At 69.1% G+C, this 16,333-nt stretch carries 15 protein-coding genes; 11 read left to right on the top strand and 4 right to left on the bottom strand.

Annotated features, from left to right (window positions below; genetic code table 11):
- Nucleotides 1-64 precede the first annotated feature (64 nt).
- Nucleotides 65-1,075, top strand: a complete 1,011-nt coding sequence (locus BM362_RS43940; RefSeq protein WP_067589291.1) for a LacI family DNA-binding transcriptional regulator — start codon at nt 65-67, stop codon at nt 1,073-1,075.
- Nucleotides 1,072-2,073 (top strand): Gfo/Idh/MocA family protein, encoded by a 1,002-nt coding sequence (locus BM362_RS43945; protein WP_208865528.1) that lies wholly within the window; start codon nt 1,072-1,074, stop codon nt 2,071-2,073. The genes BM362_RS43940 and BM362_RS43945 overlap by 4 nt, the downstream gene beginning before the upstream one ends.
- 1 nt (nt 2,074) lies before the next feature.
- On the opposite strand, the gene BM362_RS43950 is transcribed toward BM362_RS43945, so the two are convergent.
- Nucleotides 2,075-2,806, bottom strand: coding sequence for a hypothetical protein (locus BM362_RS43950; RefSeq protein WP_143132648.1), 732 nt, complete (start codon nt 2,804-2,806; stop codon nt 2,075-2,077).
- A gap of 121 nt (nt 2,807-2,927) precedes the next feature.
- On the bottom strand, nt 2,928-3,524 hold the full coding sequence (locus BM362_RS43955; RefSeq protein WP_093577186.1) for a TetR/AcrR family transcriptional regulator: 597 nt from the start codon (nt 3,522-3,524) through the stop codon (nt 2,928-2,930).
- Nucleotides 3,525-3,585: 61 nt separating this feature from the next.
- Here BM362_RS43955 and BM362_RS43960 point away from each other — a divergent pair, with 61 nt between their 5' ends.
- Together BM362_RS43960 and BM362_RS43965 are read left to right on the top strand one after the other, a co-directional pair.
- Entirely contained in the window at nt 3,586-4,245 is a 660-nt protein-coding gene (locus BM362_RS43960; RefSeq protein ID WP_093577187.1) for an SDR family NAD(P)-dependent oxidoreductase, read from the top strand.
- A 53-nt stretch (nt 4,246-4,298) separates the two neighbouring features.
- On the top strand, nt 4,299-4,802 hold the full coding sequence (locus tag BM362_RS43965; RefSeq protein WP_232791885.1) for a GNAT family N-acetyltransferase: 504 nt from the start codon (nt 4,299-4,301) through the stop codon (nt 4,800-4,802).
- Nucleotides 4,803-4,974: 172 nt separating this feature from the next.
- Here BM362_RS43965 and asnB read toward each other — a convergent pair whose 3' ends face one another.
- Nucleotides 4,975-6,816, bottom strand: a complete 1,842-nt coding sequence (gene asnB / locus BM362_RS43970) for an asparagine synthase (glutamine-hydrolyzing) (protein ID WP_093577188.1) — start codon at nt 6,814-6,816, stop codon at nt 4,975-4,977.
- A 424-nt stretch (nt 6,817-7,240) separates the two neighbouring features.
- Here asnB and kdpF point away from each other — a divergent pair, with 424 nt between their 5' ends.
- From kdpF to BM362_RS44000, 6 genes are read left to right on the top strand one after another with little or no spacing between them, the layout of a single operon-like run.
- Nucleotides 7,241-7,342, top strand: coding sequence for a K(+)-transporting ATPase subunit F (kdpF, locus tag BM362_RS43975; RefSeq protein WP_037358287.1), 102 nt, complete (start codon nt 7,241-7,243; stop codon nt 7,340-7,342).
- Nucleotide 7,343: 1 nt separating this feature from the next.
- Nucleotides 7,344-9,005: a potassium-transporting ATPase subunit KdpA gene (kdpA, locus tag BM362_RS43980; RefSeq protein ID WP_093577189.1), complete on the top strand. Its 1,662-nt coding sequence runs from the start codon at nt 7,344-7,346 to the stop codon at nt 9,003-9,005.
- Nucleotides 9,002-11,095, top strand: a complete 2,094-nt coding sequence (kdpB, locus tag BM362_RS43985; RefSeq protein ID WP_093577190.1) for a potassium-transporting ATPase subunit KdpB — start codon at nt 9,002-9,004, stop codon at nt 11,093-11,095. Before kdpA ends, kdpB begins: the two co-directional genes overlap by 4 nt.
- Nucleotide 11,096: 1 nt before the next feature.
- Nucleotides 11,097-11,708 carry a potassium-transporting ATPase subunit C gene (locus BM362_RS43990; protein ID WP_093577191.1) on the top strand — a complete coding sequence of 204 codons (612 nt, stop codon included), beginning with the start codon at nt 11,097-11,099 and terminating at the stop codon, nt 11,706-11,708.
- Between the two features lie 4 nt (nt 11,709-11,712).
- Entirely contained in the window at nt 11,713-14,271 is a 2,559-nt protein-coding gene (locus BM362_RS43995) for a sensor histidine kinase (protein WP_093577219.1), read from the top strand.
- Complete coding sequence (locus tag BM362_RS44000) at nt 14,268-14,966, top strand: response regulator (protein WP_067589273.1); 699 nt, start codon at nt 14,268-14,270, stop codon at nt 14,964-14,966. The genes BM362_RS43995 and BM362_RS44000 overlap by 4 nt, the downstream gene beginning before the upstream one ends.
- 67 nt (nt 14,967-15,033) lie before the next feature.
- Here BM362_RS44000 and BM362_RS48050 read toward each other — a convergent pair whose 3' ends face one another.
- Nucleotides 15,034-15,702 carry a hypothetical protein gene (locus BM362_RS48050; RefSeq protein WP_157905062.1) on the bottom strand — a complete coding sequence of 223 codons (669 nt, stop codon included), beginning with the start codon at nt 15,700-15,702 and terminating at the stop codon, nt 15,034-15,036.
- A 160-nt stretch (nt 15,703-15,862) separates the two neighbouring features.
- On the opposite strand from BM362_RS48050, the gene BM362_RS44010 reads away from it, so the two are divergent.
- Entirely contained in the window at nt 15,863-16,159 is a 297-nt protein-coding gene (locus tag BM362_RS44010) for an acylphosphatase (RefSeq protein ID WP_093577192.1), read from the top strand.
- Nucleotides 16,160-16,333: the final 174 nt, after the last annotated feature.

A 16,333-nucleotide genomic window follows, 5' to 3' on the forward strand; every position in this document is an offset into this window, starting at 1 on the left:
AGAGCGCTCCAAGCTTGTAGCGTCCGACCCGTCGCGTCAAGCGCTTCTCCGGGGAGGTTTCGCGATGGGGAAGCCCACCATGGAGGACGTCGCCGCGCGAGCCGGGGTCTCCCGGGCACTGGTTTCGCTGGTGATGCGCAACGCGCCGAACGTCTCGGCGCGGCGACGCGCGGCGGTGGTGAAAGCGGCCGAGGAGCTGGGCTATTCGCCGCACGTGATGGCGCGGTCGCTGGCGAGCCGGACGTCGACGGTGCTCGGTGTGATGGTGAACGACCTGCGCAACGCCTTCTTCGCCGACGTGGTGGAAGGGCTGGACGCGGCGGCCCAAGCGGCCGGTTTCGACTTGATCCTCAACACCGGCGGGCGGATGCCTTCCCGGGAGGGTGCGGCGTTGCGCAGTCTTCTGTCGTTCCGCCCGGCTGGCGTCGTGTTGTTGTCGCCGGTGGTTCCGGCCGCCGCGATCGAGGCTGCGGCACGGCAGTGTCCGGTAGTGTTGGTGTCCCGGACTTCTCGGTTGTCCACTGTGGATACCGTGAACGACGACGGCGAGGCTGGCGCGGCGTTGGCGGTGGAGCACCTGGTCCAGCTGGGACATCGCCGGATCGCGCACCTCGACGGCGGAGGAGCGGCCGGTGCCGCGGCCCGGCGACGAGGTTTCCGGCAGGCGATGCGGGCGCACGCTCTGGAGCCGATCGTGGTGCGCAGCGAACACACCGACACTGCGGGCGAGAAAGCCGTGCGGGAATTGCTGTCCTCGTATTCTCCGGCACCGACCGCGCTGCTGGCAGGCAACGACTTCAACGCGGTCGGCGCGATCTCGGCGCTTGAGGAACACGGGTTGCGGGTGCCGGCGGATGTTTCGGTGGTCGGCTACGACAACACGTCCTTGGCTTCCTTGCGGCACATTTCACTGACCACAGTGGACCAGCCGCGCGCGGAAATGGCGCGACTGGCTTTCGACGCGCTATTGGAGCGCGTACGCGGTGAACGCACTGAACCGGTGCGGCATCTGCTTCATCCGTCCCTGGTCGTGCGGGAGACCACGGGGCCTGGCTCAGGGGAGGCGCAGCGATGAGGGTGGGACTGGCGGGGGCCGGACGGATCGGTGCCGCGCACGCGGAAACACTCGCGGGATTCGACGAGGTCGCGTCGGTGGTGGTCGCGGACGTGGATCCCGCGCGAGCCCAGTCGGTCGCCGATCGGCTCGGCGTCGAGGCGGCCGGAGGCATCGACGCGCTGTTCCGGTCTGGTCTCGACGGCCTGGTCGTCGCGGCGGCCACGGACGCGCATCCGGAGCTGATCATCCAGGCGGTCGACGCACGGGTGCCGGTGTTCTGCGAGAAGCCGGTCGCCGCGGACATCCCCGGCACGCTCGCGGTGATCGACCGGATCGCGCACTCGGAGGTCCCGGTGCAGATCGGCTTCCAGCGCCGGTTCGACGCGGGCTACCAGGCCGCGCGGGTCGCGGTGGAGAGCGGTGAACTGGGCTGGCTGCACAGCGTCCGGGCGACCACCTTGGACCCGGCGCCGCCGCCCGCCGCCTACGTCGCGCATTCCGGTGGTCTGTTCCGGGACTGCGGGGTGCACGACTTCGACATCCTCCGGTGGGTGACCGGCCGGGAGGTCGAGGAGGTTTTCGCCTTGGGGCGCAACAAAGGCGAGCAGTTCTTCGCGGATGCCGGGGATGTCGACACCGCAGCTGTCGCGATGACTCTCGACGACGGAACCCTGGCGACGGTCTCGCTGACGCGCTACAACGGCGCGGGCTACGACGTGCGTTTCGAGGCCCTCGGTTCGCTGGGCAACGCCGTGGTGGGCTTGGACGAGCAGGCTCCGCTGCGGTCGGTGGAGCCGGGCTTCGGGCCGTTGCCGGGACCCGCGTATCCAGGGTTCATGGAGCGCTTCCGGACGGCTTATGCCGCTGAGCTGCGGGCGTTCCTGGATGTTGCCGCCCGGCGGATCCCGTCGCCTGCCGGGGCGGCGGATGCGTTGGAGGCGTTCTACATCGCGGAGGCGTGCGAGGTCTCGCGGAGGGAGAACCGCCCGGTGCGGGTCGCGGAGGTGCGGCGATAGGTCAGGGTTTCGGGAAGTAGGCGACCACCTCGGCCAGAGCGTCGAGTTCTTCGGCATCGAAGCGACCGGTGGCGGTGTCTGCCTCGCCGATGACCATCGTCCGCCCGCGCGGCCTCGCGTGGTAGTGGTGGCCGGTGAAGCGGAAGCCGGCCAATCCGAGGAGCGCGCCGCCGAGCGGAGTCACATCGCCGTTGTCTTGCACCTGCTCGACCCGCTCGAAGGCCACGGCGTCTTTTTTGGTGCGGAAGCCGATCCAGGCTACGGAAAGCACCGCCGCGTTGCCGTGGCCGTCGCCGACTGCGTACAACCGCATGACGAGCGAAGTGCACGGGGTGCGGATGAAGAATTCCTGCACCTTGCCCGTCGAATTGAGCAGGCACTTCAGGTCGCGTTTCACCGTCGGCTTCAGCTCTTTGAGCTTGAACCTGCTGAATGTTTCGGCTGATTTCCCTCGCTGGGCGGATTTCCGGCCCTCGGTTTTCCTGGCCGAGGGAGAACGGCCGGGCAGCGAATCGACGACGTCCCCCGCGAGGTTGCCGGGCAGTGCCTCCGCGGCGACACCCGCGCCTCCCTCTACCGCGGCACCGCCGCCGAATGCGGTGACCCCACCTGCACCGATGACCGCGGCGACTCCCGCCGCGACGATTGCCCCGCCGCCGCGGCGCCCTCGCCCGTCGCCGTTGGGAATGCGGCGCCTGCGGCCGAATTCGTCCGTGTACCAGTCGTCTGCCATGCCAGCGATCCCCTCCGTGCCCCTCGATCGGCTGTGCGCGGAGAAAATCCAACTCCGAACAAGGCACGGAACGACACGGAACCTGGCAGGTTCACCTGAATGTCGGAATCCGCTGGTTAAGTCAGCCTCGCGGGCGAAGCAGCTTCTCCGCCAACGTATCCGCCAAGTCCCGCGGTACCGAATCCCCGGTTAGTGCGCTGTAGACAATCGGCCCGAGCAGAGCGGCCATGGTGGCTTCCGGATCCAGCACCGGAGAAATCTCGCCCGCCTCGGCGGCCCGCGTCAGCATCTCGCGCTCGGCGATCTGCCGCGGCTCCAGGTAACGCTCGTGGAACCGTGCGGCAGTCCCCGCGTCGTGCTGCGCTTCGGCCAGCAAGGTGAGCAGACACTTGCCCGCCGGGTCTTCGGCGAGGAAGTGCGCGAAGTCGCGGAGGTAGGCCCGGATGCTATCGGCAGTCGGGAGTTCCGTCGGCACCGGCAGGCGCTTCTCGCTGTCCTCGATCAGCGTGTCCAGCAGGATTTCGACCTTCGACGGCCACCAACGGTAGATCGTCTGCTTCGCGACGCCGGCCCGGCGCGCGATCGCTTCGACGGTCAGTGCGCTGAAGCCGTGCTCGACCAGCAGGTCGTCGGCGGCGTGGAGCACCGCCAGGCGCGCGGACTCGTCGCGCCGGTTGCCGGAGCGTGCCCTGCGGGGCTGGGAATTGACTGCGGGCATACCGGGCACCTTACCGTGCTACTGTCTAGACGTGACGTTGCGTCTAAACAAAGGAGGGGTCATGGCGGTACGCCGGGCATTGGTGGTCGGGGCTTCACGGGGCTTGGGATTGGTGCTGGTCACGGAGTTGGACCGGCGCGGGTGGGAGGTCATCGCGACGACCCGCGACGGATCGGTGCCACGGGAGGGAATGCGGACCGAGCAGCTGGAGATGACCGACGACGCACAGATCGCCGCGCTGCGCGAGAGAGTGGACGGTCCGCTCGATCTGCTCTTCGTGAACGCGGCGATCGACCGAGGGAATCTGCCGATCAGCGAAGTGCCCGCCGAGATGTTCGCCGAAGTGATGATCACCAATGCGTTGGGCCCGTTGAGAGTCCTCGAAGGACTGCACGATCTGGTCGCGCCGGGCGGCACGGTCGCGGTGATGTCGTCTGAACAGGGCAGTATCTCGATGAACGTCGAGCCCGGATACGAGCTGTACAAGGCGAGCAAGGCCGCGCTCAACCAGCTCATGCGCAGTTACGCCACTCGCCACGAGGCGGACGGGCGCACCGCATTGCTCATCGACCCCGGCCACAACCGGACGCGGCTCGGCGGTCCGGACGCGCCGTTGCTGCCGGAGGAAAGCGTGCCCGCGGTCGTTGACGTGCTGGAAGCGCGGGCAGGCGAGCCGGGGTTGCGGTTTCTCGACCGCTTCGGCAAGCCGGTTCCCTGGTAACGACTGTGCCGATCGGGTAGCGCGGGACGGCCTCGCGTGCCAAGCTGCGGGGCGTGCCTGGATCCGGAGAATCCGAGATCGTGCTGATCCCGCTCGACGAGCCGGGGCTGGAGCGGCTTCTGGAAGCCGCGGTGGCCGACGCCGAACCGGCCGAGGTCATGCCGCCGGTGGAAGGTCCCGCTGGCTGGACCGAAGCCCGCCGCGAAGCGTTTCTCGCGTTTCACCGCCGACGATCGCTCAATCCGGACACCGCCATCGAAACGACGTGGGTCGTGGAAGTCGACGGCCGCGTCCGCGGGGCGGCCCGGCTGCGGCCGGTGTCCGGACGGGCCGCGCTGGAGGTCGAGGCCGGGGTGTGGCTGGGCCGGTCGGCGCGTGGACGCGGGATCGGCCGCAAGGTGACCGCGGTACTGCTGGACGCGGCCCGCGACGGCGGCGCGGCGAAGTTCGTCGCGACGACCACTGTGGACAATGCGGCGGCACAGCGGCTGCTGAGCGGGGCCGGTGCGGAACTCGACGTCCGCGGCACGGAGATCGACGCGCACCTGGACTTCTGACCGCGTCCTCCCGCAAGCGCCCCAACGAGGCGGCCCTGCCCGCTGGTCCCAGCCGGGCCAGTGCGAACGTAGGTGAGGGGAACCGTGAGGGAATCAGATTCCCTCACGGTTCCCCTCACCTACGCCAGCGGGACCACGCGGTCCGGCCGGATGCTCGCGGGCGAGCGGCGGGTCAGGTGAGTTCCAGCTCCGGCGAGTACATGTCGAACCAGTGGTGCAGGTCCAGCGCCCGGTCCATGCCGACCCGCTGCGCCTGGCTGATCGCCGCCGGGTCGGTCTCCGCCGACTGCCGCAGCCACTCCCGGCTGACCATCTGGAACACCGGATTGTCCTTCTGCGCCAAGGCTTCCTTGATCTGCTGCTGCAACGCGATCGCGTACCCCGGGTCCTGAGTGGAGGGATACGGGCTCTTCACCCGGTCCCGCACCGACGCGGGCAGCACGTGCTTCGTCGCGTGCCGCAGCAAGCTCTTTTCCCGGCCGTCGTAGGTCTTCAGCGACCACGGCGTGTTGTAGACGTACTCCACGAGCCGGTGGTCGCAGAACGGCACGCGCACTTCCAGGCCCACCGCCATCGACATGCGGTCCTTGCGGTCGAGCAGCTGCCGCACGAAGCGGGTCAGGTGGAGGTTGCAGATGACCCGCATCCGCGACTCCCGCTCGGATTCGCCGTCCAGCAAGTCCACTTGGGACACCGCGGTGCGGTACTGGTCGTCGATGTAGGAATCCAGGTCGAGCTTCGCGGCGAGGCCGGGTTCGAGCAGCGAACCGCGGTTCTCCATCAGGCTGTTGCGGAACGCCAGCCAGGGGAAGGTGTCCGATTTCACCGCGGTCTCGTCGTGGAACCAGCGGTACCCGCCGAACACCTCGTCGGCCGATTCGCCGGACAGCGCGACCGTCGATTCCGCCCGGATCGCCTTGAACAGCAAGTACAGCGACGTGTCCATGTCGCCGAGACCGGACGGGATGTCCCTGGCGCGCAGCACCTTGCGGCGCACCTCCGGGTCGCTCAGGTCGGCCGGGTTCAGCATCACGTCCTGGTGTGCGGAACCGACGAGCTTGGCGACGTCGCGGATGTAGGGCGAGTCGGGGGTGTCGCGCATTTCGTCCGGCTGGAAGTTCTCCTCCTGCCCGAAGAAGTCGACCGAGAAGGTGCGCAGCTGCTCGCCTTCTTCGGACAGCCGCGCGGCGGCCAGGCCGGTGACCGCGCTCGAATCGAGGCCGCCGGACAGCAGCACGCAGCGCGGGACGTCGGCGACCAGTTGCCGGTGGACGATGTCGGTCATCAGCTCGCGCACGCGCTCGACCGTCGTCTCCTGGTCGTCGGTGTGCTCCTTCGCGTCGAGCTTCCAGTAGGTGCGGGTGTTGATGCCCTCGCGGGTCACCGTCACGACGGTGGCCGGGTCGACCTCGTACATGCCCTTCCACAGCGACCAGCCCGGCCGCTTCGTGAAGCCCATCAGCTCGCGCAGGCCGTCGCTGTCGACCACCTTGCGCGCCAACGGGTTCGCCAGGATCGCCTTCGGCTCGGAACCGAACAGGACGCCGTCGCGGGTGGGGTAGTAGTAGAACGGCTTGATGCCCATCCGGTCGCGGATCATCACGAGCTTCTGGTCGCGTTCGTCCCAGATCGCGAACGCGTACATGCCGTTGAGGTGGTCCACGACCTCGGTGCCCCATTGCAGGTAGCCGTGCAGCACGACTTCGGTGTCGCTGTCGGTCTCCCAGCGGTGGCCCAGTTTGGTGAGTTCTTCACGAAGTTCGGAGAAGTTGTACGCCTCGCCGCTGTAGACCATCGCGACTTCGCCGTTCGGGGTCTTGACGCTCATCGGCTGGCGTCCGCCCGGCAGGTCGATGATGGCGAGCCGGCGGTGCCCCAGAGCGACGGAGCGACGGACCCAGGTTCCGCGGTCGTCGGGTCCTCGGCAGGCCATGGTTTCGGTCATCGCGTCCGCGATCTCCTGCTGCTGCGTGAGATCGGTGTCGTAGGAAACCCAGCCCGCGATTCCGCACATACGAGACCTCCCGGAGTTAGTTAGTTAGTTGCTACAACTATTGGTTACTCAGGTGTAACACGGACCCCCGATCGTTGTCTGCCCGAATTGCACTCTCTGTCCTTGATCCGCTACCAGCTGTGCCGCAAGTCACCCACCAACTACGGAAAGTCACGTGGCCCCGCTAACCCGGATGGCGCTTGACGCAGTGGCCCGGGTCACCAGCCGTCAAGATCGCGTAAACGGCCCCAGGTCGCGGCGTCAAGGAGGCGTCAGGCGCGGGTGCTCACCCTCCGCGACGACCGCACAGTGGCTCTCGACCGACGGTCATCCCATGCCGGGTGACCCTTCCTGAGAGGTGCCTCGTGGCGGATTTGCTGTACGCCCTATTGCTCATCGGCGTGTTCGTGGTGCTCGCCGGTGTCCTGCGCGGGCTGGAGAAGCTGTGAGCGGCGCGGGCACCGTGGCCAACATCGTCGGCGGACTGCTGGCGCTCGGCCTTCTCGGCTACCTGTTCGTCGCCCTCGTGAGGCCGGAGAAATTCTGAGATGAGTGACGTCGCGGCCGGCTTCCTGCAAGCCGGCGTGCTCCTGGTCGCCCTCGCGGTGGTCTACAAACCCCTCGGCGACTACCTCGCCCGCGTCTTCTCCGCCGAGAAGCACCTGCGGGTCGAGAAAGCCCTGTACAAAATCGTCCGGGTCGATCCGGACACCGAACAGCACTGGAAGACCTACGCCTCGGGCGTGCTCGGCTTCTCGTTCGTCTCGGTGATCCTGCTGTACCTGCTGCAGCGGCTGCAATCGATCCTGCCGTGGAACTTCGGCCGCGGGCCGGTGTCGCCCGCCGTCGCGTTCAACACCGCGGTTTCCTTCGTGACCAACACGAACTGGCAGTCCTACACGCCCGAAACGACCATGGGCCACTTCGTCCAGATGGCCGGGCTCACCGTGCAGAACTTCCTCTCCGCGGGCGTCGGGCTCGCCGTGGCGATCGCGGTGACCCGCGGGTTCATCCGCTCGCGCACCGACCGGCTTGGCAACTTCTGGGTCGACCTGACCCGCGGCACGATCCGCGTGCTGCTGCCGATGGCGTTCGTGTTCGCGCTCGTCCTCGTGGCGCTCGGCGTCGTGCAGAGCCTGCGCTCCGGCGTCGCGGTGACGAACCCGGACGGCAGCCGCAGCACGATCGCGCTGGCCCCGGCGGCGAGCCAGGAAGTGATCAAGGAACTCGGCACGAACGGCGGCGGCATCTTCAACGCCAACTCCGCGCATCCGTTCGAGAACCCGAACGTCTGGACCAACGTCATCGAGATGTTCCTGATCCTGGTGATCCCGGTCTGCCTCACCCGTGCCTTCGGGCGAATGGCGGGCAACCGCAAGCAGGGCTACGTCCTGCTGTCGGTGATGGCCGGTCTGTGGACGGCGATGCTCGCGGTGATCTGGACCTCCGAGGCGCGCACGAACAGCCCGGCGGCGCTGGCCGCGGGGGCGAATCTCGAAGGCAAGGAACAGCGGTTCGGGATCGGCGGCACGTCGCTGTTCGCCGACACCACTACCGGCACTTCGACCGGTGCGGTGAACGGCGCGCACGACAGCCTCTCCGGGCTCGGCGGCGGGGGGACGCTGCTGAACATGCTGTTCGGCGAGGTTTCGCCGGGCGGTGTCGGCACCGGGCTGTACGGCATCCTCGTGATGGCCGTGATCGCGATGTTCCTGGCCGGGCTGATGGTCGGGCGCACGCCGGAGTACCTGGGCAAGAAGCTCGGCAAGCGCGAGGTCACCTGCGCGGCGATCTCGATGCTGGCGATGCCCGTCGTGGTGCTGCTCGGGTCCGGCATCGCCTTGATGATCCCGGGCACGCGCGACGCGCTCGGCAACCCGGGCACGCACGGACTGTCGGAAGTCCTGTACGGCTACGCGTCCACCGGCAACAACAACGGCAGCGCGTTCGGCGGCCTCACCGCGACCAGCGACTGGTTCCAGGCGTCGTTCTCGGTGGCCATGCTGCTCGGCCGGTTCGTGCCCATCGTCGCGGTGCTCTGCCTGGCCGGTTCGCTTGCCGCGCAGAAGAAAGTTCCCGAAACCTCGGGCACGCTGCCCACCACCGGGCCGCTGTTCGGGACGTTGCTGACCGGCACCGTCGTCCTCGTCGCGGCCCTCACGTTCATCCCGGCGCTCGCGCTGGGGCCCATCGCGGAGGCGTTGGCATGACCATCACGCAAGAGCGGACTCCGGAAGAGGAGACGCGGCACCATGTCGAAAACGCTGGCAGAGTCGGAGCCGGGGTCTTCAGCCCGAAGCAGCTGTGGTCGTCCATGCCGGACGCGCTGCGCAAGCTGAACCCGCGCCATCAGCTCAAAAACCCGGTGATGTTCGTGGTGTGGGCCGGTTCGGTCCTGACCACCGTCTTCGCGATCACCGGCCCGAGCGTGTTCTCCGTCCTCATCGCGGTGTGGCTGTGGTTCACCGTCGTGTTCGCGAACCTGGCCGAGGCCGTCGCCGAGGGCCGGGGCAAGGCGCAGGCGGAATCGTTGCGGCGGACCAAAAAGGAGACCGTCGCGCGGCGGCTCACCGAGGACGGCTCCGAGGAGCAGGTGCCCGGCGTGGACCTGCGGGTCGGCGACCGGGTGGTGGTCGAGGCCGGACAGGTGATCCCGGGTGATGGCGACGTCGTCGAAGGCATCGCGACGGTCGACGAATCGGCGATCACCGGCGAGTCCGCTCCGGTGATCCGCGAGTCCGGCGGCGACCGTTCGGCGGTCACCGGCGGCACCACGGTGCTGAGCGACCGGATCGTGGTGCGGATCAGCACCAAGCCCGGCGAGTCCTTTGTGGACCGGATGATCGCGTTGGTGGAAGGCGCTTCCCGGCAGAAGACGCCGAACGAGATCGCGCTGACCATCCTGCTGTCCACGCTGACCATCATCTTCCTGCTCGCCGTCGTGGCCCTGCAGCCGATGGCGGCCTACTCCGGCAGCGAGCAGCCGGTGATCGTGCTGACCGCGCTGCTGGTCTGCCTGATCCCGACGACGATCGGCGCGCTGCTGAGCGCGATCGGCATCGCCGGAATGGACCGGCTGGTGCAGCGCAATGTTCTCGCCACCTCCGGCCGAGCGGTCGAAGCCGCGGGCGACGTCTCGACGCTGCTGCTCGACAAGACCGGAACGATCACCTTCGGCAACCGGCGCGCGACCGAGCTGATCCCGGTCGGAAAGTCCACTATGGACGATCTGGCCCGTGCGGCCCGGCTGTCCAGCCTCGCCGACGGCACGCCGGAAGGCCGCAGCATCGTCGAGCTGATCGCCGAGCGGCACGGGCTTCCGGCCGCGGCGGACGACGGCGAGAAGCTGGCCGAGTTCGTCCCGTTCACCGCGCAGACCCGGATGAGCGGCGTCGACCTCGACGGCCGCGAGGTCCGCAAGGGTGCGACGTCGGCGGTGCGGCAGTGGGTCCGCGACCACGGCGGCGACGTGCCGGACGAGACCGAACGCGTCGTGGACGAGATCAGCCAGCAGGGCGGGACCCCGCTGGTGGTCGCGGAAGCCGCGGGCGGGACGGCGAACGTGTGCGGTGTGATCCGGCTGTCGGACGTGGTGAAGCCGGGCATGAAGGAGCGCTTCGAGGAACTGCGCTCGATGGGCATCAAGACGGTGATGATCACCGGCGACAACCCGCTCACCGCGAAGGCCATCGCACAGGACGCGGGCGTCGACGACTATCTCGCCGAGGCCAAGCCCGAGGACAAGATGGCGCTCATCAAGAAGGAGCAGGAGGGCGGGCGGCTCGTCGCGATGACCGGCGACGGCACGAACGACGCGCCCGCGCTCGCGCAGTCCGACGTCGGCGTGGCGATGAACACCGGGACCATGGCGGCCAAGGAAGCCGGCAACATGGTCGACCTCGACTCGAATCCGACGAAACTGATCGAGATCGTCGCCATCGGCAAACAGCTGCTGATCACCCGCGGCGCGCTCACCACGTTCAGCGTGGCGAACGACCTGGCGAAGTACTTCGCCATCCTGCCCGCGATGTTCACCGGCATCTTCGCCCAGCTCGGCGCGCTCAACATCATGCACCTGGCCACGCCGAAGTCGGCGATCCTCTCGGCGGTCGTCTTCAACGCGCTGATCATCGTCGCGCTGATCCCGCTCGCCCTGCGCGGCGTGCGGTACCGGCCGTCGTCGGCGTCCGCGCTGCTGCGCCGCAACCTGCTCGTCTACGGCCTCGGCGGGATCGCCAGCCCGTTCCTCGGGATCTGGGTGATCGACCTGATCGTGCGCCACATTCCAGGGATTGGCTGACATGAACGTCTTGCTCAAGCAGACCTGGGCGGGCCTTCGCCTGCTCATCGCGATGACCGTGCTGCTCGGCGTCGTCTACCCGCTGGGCGTGTGGGCGGTGTCGCGCATCCCCGGCCTCCAGGGGCACGCCGAGGGCTCGGTGGTGACGCAGAACGGCCAGGCCGCCGGCTCGTCGCTGATCGGGATCGACCCGGTGCCCGCCGACCCCGCGCATGACCCGTGGTTCCACAACCGGCCTTCCGCCGGTTCGAAGGACGTGCTCGGGCCGGGCGACCCGTCGACGTCGGGGCCGTCCAACAAGGGGCCGTACAACGAGGATCTGGCCAAGGCCGTCGCCCAGCGGCGGGGCTTGATCGCGCATCGGGAGGGCGTCAGCCCGGCGGAGGTGCCCGCGGACGCGGTGACCGCTTCGGGCTCGGGCCTGGACCCGGCGATCAGCGTCGCCTACGCCGACCTCCAGGTGCTTCGCGTGGCCCGCAACACCGGGCTGAGCGAGGAGAGGGTGCGGCAGCTGGTCGCGGACAACACCACCGGAAACGGGATCGGCGTGCCGGGCGTGAATGTGCTCCGGCTCAACCTTGCCGTGCATTCGGCCGCTCCTGGCGCACACTGACACCGTGAGCACCCCTGACACACCCCCGAAGCCGCGCCGAGGCGAACTGCGCATCTACCTCGGCGCGGCTCCGGGCGTCGGCAAGACCTTCGCCATGCTCGGCGAAGCGCGCCGCCGCCTCGACCGCGGCACCGACGTGGTCGTCGGCCTGGTCGAGACGCACGGCCGTAAGAAAACCGCCGATCTGCTCGACGGGCTGGAGGTGGTGCCGCGGCGCACCGTCAGCCATCGCGGGCACGAGTTCGCCGAGATGGACCTCGACGCGGTGCTCGCCCGCGCGCCCGAGGTCGTCGTCGTGGACGAGCTGGCGCACACGAACGTGCCCGGCGGACGGCACGAGAAACGCTGGCAGGACATCGACGAGCTGCTCGAAGCGGGCATCGACGTGCTGTCCACGGTCAACGTCCAGCACCTGCAGAGCCTCAACGACGTCGTCGAGCGCATCACCGGCGTCACCCAGCAGGAAACCGTGCCGGACGAGGTCGTGCGCCGCGCGGAGCAGCTGGAGCTGGTGGACATCACGCCGGAGGCGCTGCGGCGGCGGCTCGCGCACGGCAACGTCTACCCGGCCGAGCGCATCGACGCCGCGCTGGGCAACTACTTCCGGCCCGGCAACCTCACCGCGTTGCGCGAGCTGGCGCTGCTGTGGGTGGCCGACCAGGTCGATGTCGCGCTGCAGCGTTATCGCGCCGAGCAGAAGATCACCGACACGTGGGAAACCCGCGAACGGGTGGTCGTGTCGATCACCGGCGGACCGGAAAGCGAGACGCTGATCCGGCGCGCCAGCCGGATCGCCAACCGGGCGGGCGCGGAACTGCAGGTCGTGCACATCCTGCGCGGAGACGGCCTGGCCGGGCTCGGGCCGACCGCGATGGCCCGCTGCCGCACGCTGGCCGAAGAAGTCGGCGCGACCTTCCACACCGTGGTCGGCGACGACGTGCCGACGGCCCTGCTCGACTTCGCCCGCGGGGTCAACGCGACTCAGCTGGTCATCGGCACCTCGCGGCGATCCCGGATCGCGCGGCTCTTCGACGAAGGCATCGGCGCGACCGTGGTCCAGCAGTCCGGGCCGATCGACGTGCACATGGTCACCCACTCCTACGCCGGCGGACGGCTGCGGGCGCGGCTGGGCACGAGCCCGCTGGCACCGTCGCGGCTCGTGCTGGGCTGGGTGCTGAGCATCGTGGCGCCGCTCGTCGCGACCGGTCTCGGCGTGCTGCTGCGCGACGCGGTCGAGTTCTCCACCGACGTGATCCTCTACGTGCTGGCCACCGTCGTCGTCGCGCTGGTGGGCGGGCTCGGCCCGGCCTTGGTGGCCGCGATCTTCGGCGCGGGACTGTTGAACTTCTTCTTCACTCCGCCGCTGTACACGCTGAACGTGCACAGTCCGCAGAACGTCGTGACGCTGATCGCGATGATCGTGGTGGCGGTGATGGTGGCGTTGGTGGTCGCTTCCGCCGCCCGACGGGGTGTGGCGGCGGCGCGGGCTCGGACGGAGGCGTCGCTGCTGGCGTCTTATGCGCGCACAGTGCTCACCAATCCGAACCCGATCGAGCGGTTGCTGGAGAAGGTACGGGAGAACTTCGGCCTCACTTCCGTGACGCTGCTGGAGAAACGCAACGGCAAGTGGGACAAGGTCGCGCTGTCCGGCGGGGAGCCGTGTGCCGATCCGGACGAGGCCGATGTGGACATTGCGGTGACCGCTGACGTGCACCTGACGTTGCGCGGCCGCGCATTGCCCGCGGCGGACCGCCGGGTGCTGGAAGCCGTCGCGGGACAAGCGTTGCTCGCCTTGCGGCAGCAGCGGATGGCAGCGGCCGCGGCGGCCGCCGAGCGGAAGGCCGAGGCGACCGAACTGCGCACGACGCTGCTGTCCGCGGTCGGCCATGACCTGCGGACGCCGCTCACGTCCATCAAGGCGGCGATCGGCAGCCTGCGCGCGCCGGATCTTTCTCTGTCCGATGAGGACACTGAAGAACTGATGGAAGCCGTCGAGCTTTCGGCGGACCGGCTCGCCGGGTTGATCGGCAACCTGCTCGACTCCTCGCGGCTGGCAACGGGTGCGGTCACCCCGCATCTGCGGCCGGTCGGCTACGACGAGGTGGTCGCGCACGCACTGTCCAATGTGGATAACTCGCAGAGTGTGCGGGTTTCCGTGGACGCTCGATTGCCTTCGGTGCAAGCGGATCCCGGCCTGCTGGAACGGGTGATCGCGAACGTGCTCGACAACGCTCTCCGGCACGGCGGCGGCGACGTTTCCGCGCGGGCGAGCGCGCATTCGGAGTTCGTGGAACTGCGGATCGCCGACCACGGAAAGGGCTTGCGGAAGGGTGCCGCGGAGTCCGCGTTCGCGCCGTTCCAGCGGCTGGGCGGGGACCGGGATTCGACGCCGGGCGTCGGGCTCGGCTTGTCCGTGGCGAAGGGGTTCACCGAGGCGATGGGCGGTACCGTTCGCGCCGAGGACACTCCTGGCGGAGGGTTGACGGTGGTGATCTCGCTGCCGGCCTGTACCGGCCGGGAACTCGTGGAAGCCGAACCGGCGGAGGAGGGCGTGGCGCGATGACTGCCGATCCAGCGGCGACGGTGCTGGTCGTCGACGATGAACCGCAGATCGTGCGGGCGTTGCGGATCAACCTCAGCGCACGAGGGTACAAGGTGATCACCGCCCACGACGGGACTGCCGCGCTGAAAGCGGTCGCCGAAACGAAACCCGACGTGGTGGTGCTCGATCTCGGCCTGCCTGATCTGGACGGCACCGAGGTGATCGCGGGCCTGCGCGGCTGGACGACGGTGCCGATCATCGTGCTGTCCGCGCGCGGCGATTCGGCGGACAAGGTCCAGGCGCTCGACGCGGGTGCCGACGATTACGTCACCAAACCGTTCGGAATGGACGAACTGCTCGCCCGGCTCCGGGCTGCGGTCCGCCGTTCGTCGGTCGGCGGGACGGACGGCGCGGAAGCAGTGGTGGACACCGGGTCGTTCACGATCGACCTGGCGGCGAAGAAGGTGCTGCGCGAGGGGCGCGAGGTGCACCTGACCAAAACCGAATGGGGAGTGCTGGAACTGCTGGTGCGCAACCGGGGGCGGTTGGTGGCGCAGAAGCAGCTGCTGCACGAGGTGTGGGGGCCGTCGTATGAGACGGAATCCCATTATCTGCGCGTGTATTTGGCGCAGTTGCGGCGGAAGCTGGAGCCGGAACCGTCCCGGCCGCGCCACTTGCTGACCGAACCCGGCATGGGCTACCGCTTCGAACTCTGACCCGGCCGAAAAGTCGCGAGGGGAACCCTGAGGGAACCAGATTCCCTCAAGGTTCCCCGCACGGACTTCAGCGGCTGGCGGAGCTGCTCGGGTGGGTGTCCGAAGTGGACGCGCTCGGTGTGGACGACGGCTGGCCGCCGGTCGAGCTGCTGCCAGAGCTGGGCGGCGGGCTTTCCGGGGGCGAGGTGTCCGTGGTCGGCGGGGTGGACGGCGTCGTCGGCTGTGTGGAGCTGCTCGGCGACGTCGTGGGGTGGCTGGTCGGCGGGTCGCTGCGGTCCGACGTGGTGCCCGGCACCGGGTTGCCGCCAGGCTGACCGCCGGGCTGACCGGCGTTCGGCGGGGGCGTGATCACGCTCGTGGTCGGTTTCCCGTCCGGGCCGACGGCGACCACCGTGGTCGGGGTCGGCGGGGCGGTCTGGCCGGGGGTCGGCGAGCCGGGGACGGTCATCGGGCCGCCGGGGACGGCGTTGCCCGGCACGACTACCTGGGAACTGCCCTGCAGCCCGCCCTGGCCGCCGCCGGTGGTGTTCGTCGCGGTGTCGGTGACCGAGCCGGGGCCGGCCAGTTCGGCGACCGCGGCGAAGGCGGTGGCGACCACGAGGCCGCTGACGCCCAGGATCGCGTAGCCGGAGCGGCTGAGCCTCCCGCTCGCGCCCTTCGGCGGAGCGGTGGGGGCAGCGCTCACCGCGATCTCGGGCGACGCTGAGCTTGGTTCAGGCCCGTCGGGACGGGACATGCAGGCTCCTTAGAAGGGGTCAACGCTCAAGTCGGGGGGCGGCACGGGGGAGCGGGGCTCCGGCCCCGGACGCCAGGCGGGAGGTTATCACTGCTCAGGACCCGTTCGCGCGACCGAGGGACGGGGCCGTCACCGTCCGCAGCCGGGCGCGTGCGGCAGGATGGGGCCGGTGAACGAGCAGGAATCGCCCGTCCGGCTGGCCGCCTGGGTGCACGGGCAGGTGCAGGGTGTCGGTTTTCGCTGGTGGACCCGGAGCCGGGCGCTGGAACTCGGGCTGACCGGATTCGCCAGGAATCTCCCGGACGGCCGTGTCGAGGTGGTCGCGGAGGGTAGCCGGGACAACTGTGCGCACTTGCTGGACGCGCTGCGTTCCGGAACCTCACCCGGAAGAGTGGATCAGGTAGTTGAACGCTGGACCGCCGCCAAGGGCGGGCTGAACGGGTTTGCCGAACGCTGAGGCCGCTGGGGCGGTTGCGGCTGACGGGGTGCTTGAGGTTGCCGGGGCGGCCGTTCCTGTGCTAGGCGCGCCCGGGCGGCCCGGCCTCCCGCGTCGCCGGAGAACCCCCGGGTAGCCTGTCCCGATCCGGGGGAACCGGTAGCCATCCAGTACCCGTGGCCAAGAGGGGTCGGC

This window comes from Amycolatopsis rubida (genome assembly GCF_900115345.1).
Lineage (GTDB): Bacteria > Actinomycetota > Actinomycetes > Mycobacteriales > Pseudonocardiaceae > Amycolatopsis > Amycolatopsis rubida.

Bases quoted from the DNA above. Each gene is read 5' to 3' on its own strand.
- BM362_RS48050 (WP_157905062.1), bottom strand. From the start codon at position 15,702: ATGTCCCGTCCCGACGGGCCTGAACCAAGCTCAGCGTCGCCCGAGATC.
- kdpA (WP_093577189.1), top strand. From the start codon at position 7,344: ATGAGTGACGTCGCGGCCGGCTTCCTGCAAGCCGGCGTGCTCCTGGTC.
- BM362_RS44010 (WP_093577192.1), top strand. From the start codon at position 15,863: ATGGGGCCGGTGAACGAGCAGGAATCGCCCGTCCGGCTGGCCGCCTGG.
- BM362_RS43960 (WP_093577187.1), top strand. From the start codon at position 3,586: ATGGCGGTACGCCGGGCATTGGTGGTCGGGGCTTCACGGGGCTTGGGA.
- BM362_RS43940 (WP_067589291.1), top strand. From the start codon at position 65: ATGGGGAAGCCCACCATGGAGGACGTCGCCGCGCGAGCCGGGGTCTCC.
- asnB (WP_093577188.1), bottom strand. From the start codon at position 6,816: ATGTGCGGAATCGCGGGCTGGGTTTCCTACGACACCGATCTCACGCAG.
- BM362_RS43990 (WP_093577191.1), top strand. From the start codon at position 11,097: ATGAACGTCTTGCTCAAGCAGACCTGGGCGGGCCTTCGCCTGCTCATC.
- BM362_RS43950 (WP_143132648.1), bottom strand. From the start codon at position 2,806: ATGGCAGACGACTGGTACACGGACGAATTCGGCCGCAGGCGCCGCATT.
- BM362_RS44000 (WP_067589273.1), top strand. From the start codon at position 14,268: ATGACTGCCGATCCAGCGGCGACGGTGCTGGTCGTCGACGATGAACCG.
- kdpB (WP_093577190.1), top strand. From the start codon at position 9,002: ATGACCATCACGCAAGAGCGGACTCCGGAAGAGGAGACGCGGCACCAT.
- BM362_RS43955 (WP_093577186.1), bottom strand. From the start codon at position 3,524: ATGCCCGCAGTCAATTCCCAGCCCCGCAGGGCACGCTCCGGCAACCGG.
- BM362_RS43945 (WP_208865528.1), top strand. From the start codon at position 1,072: ATGAGGGTGGGACTGGCGGGGGCCGGACGGATCGGTGCCGCGCACGCG.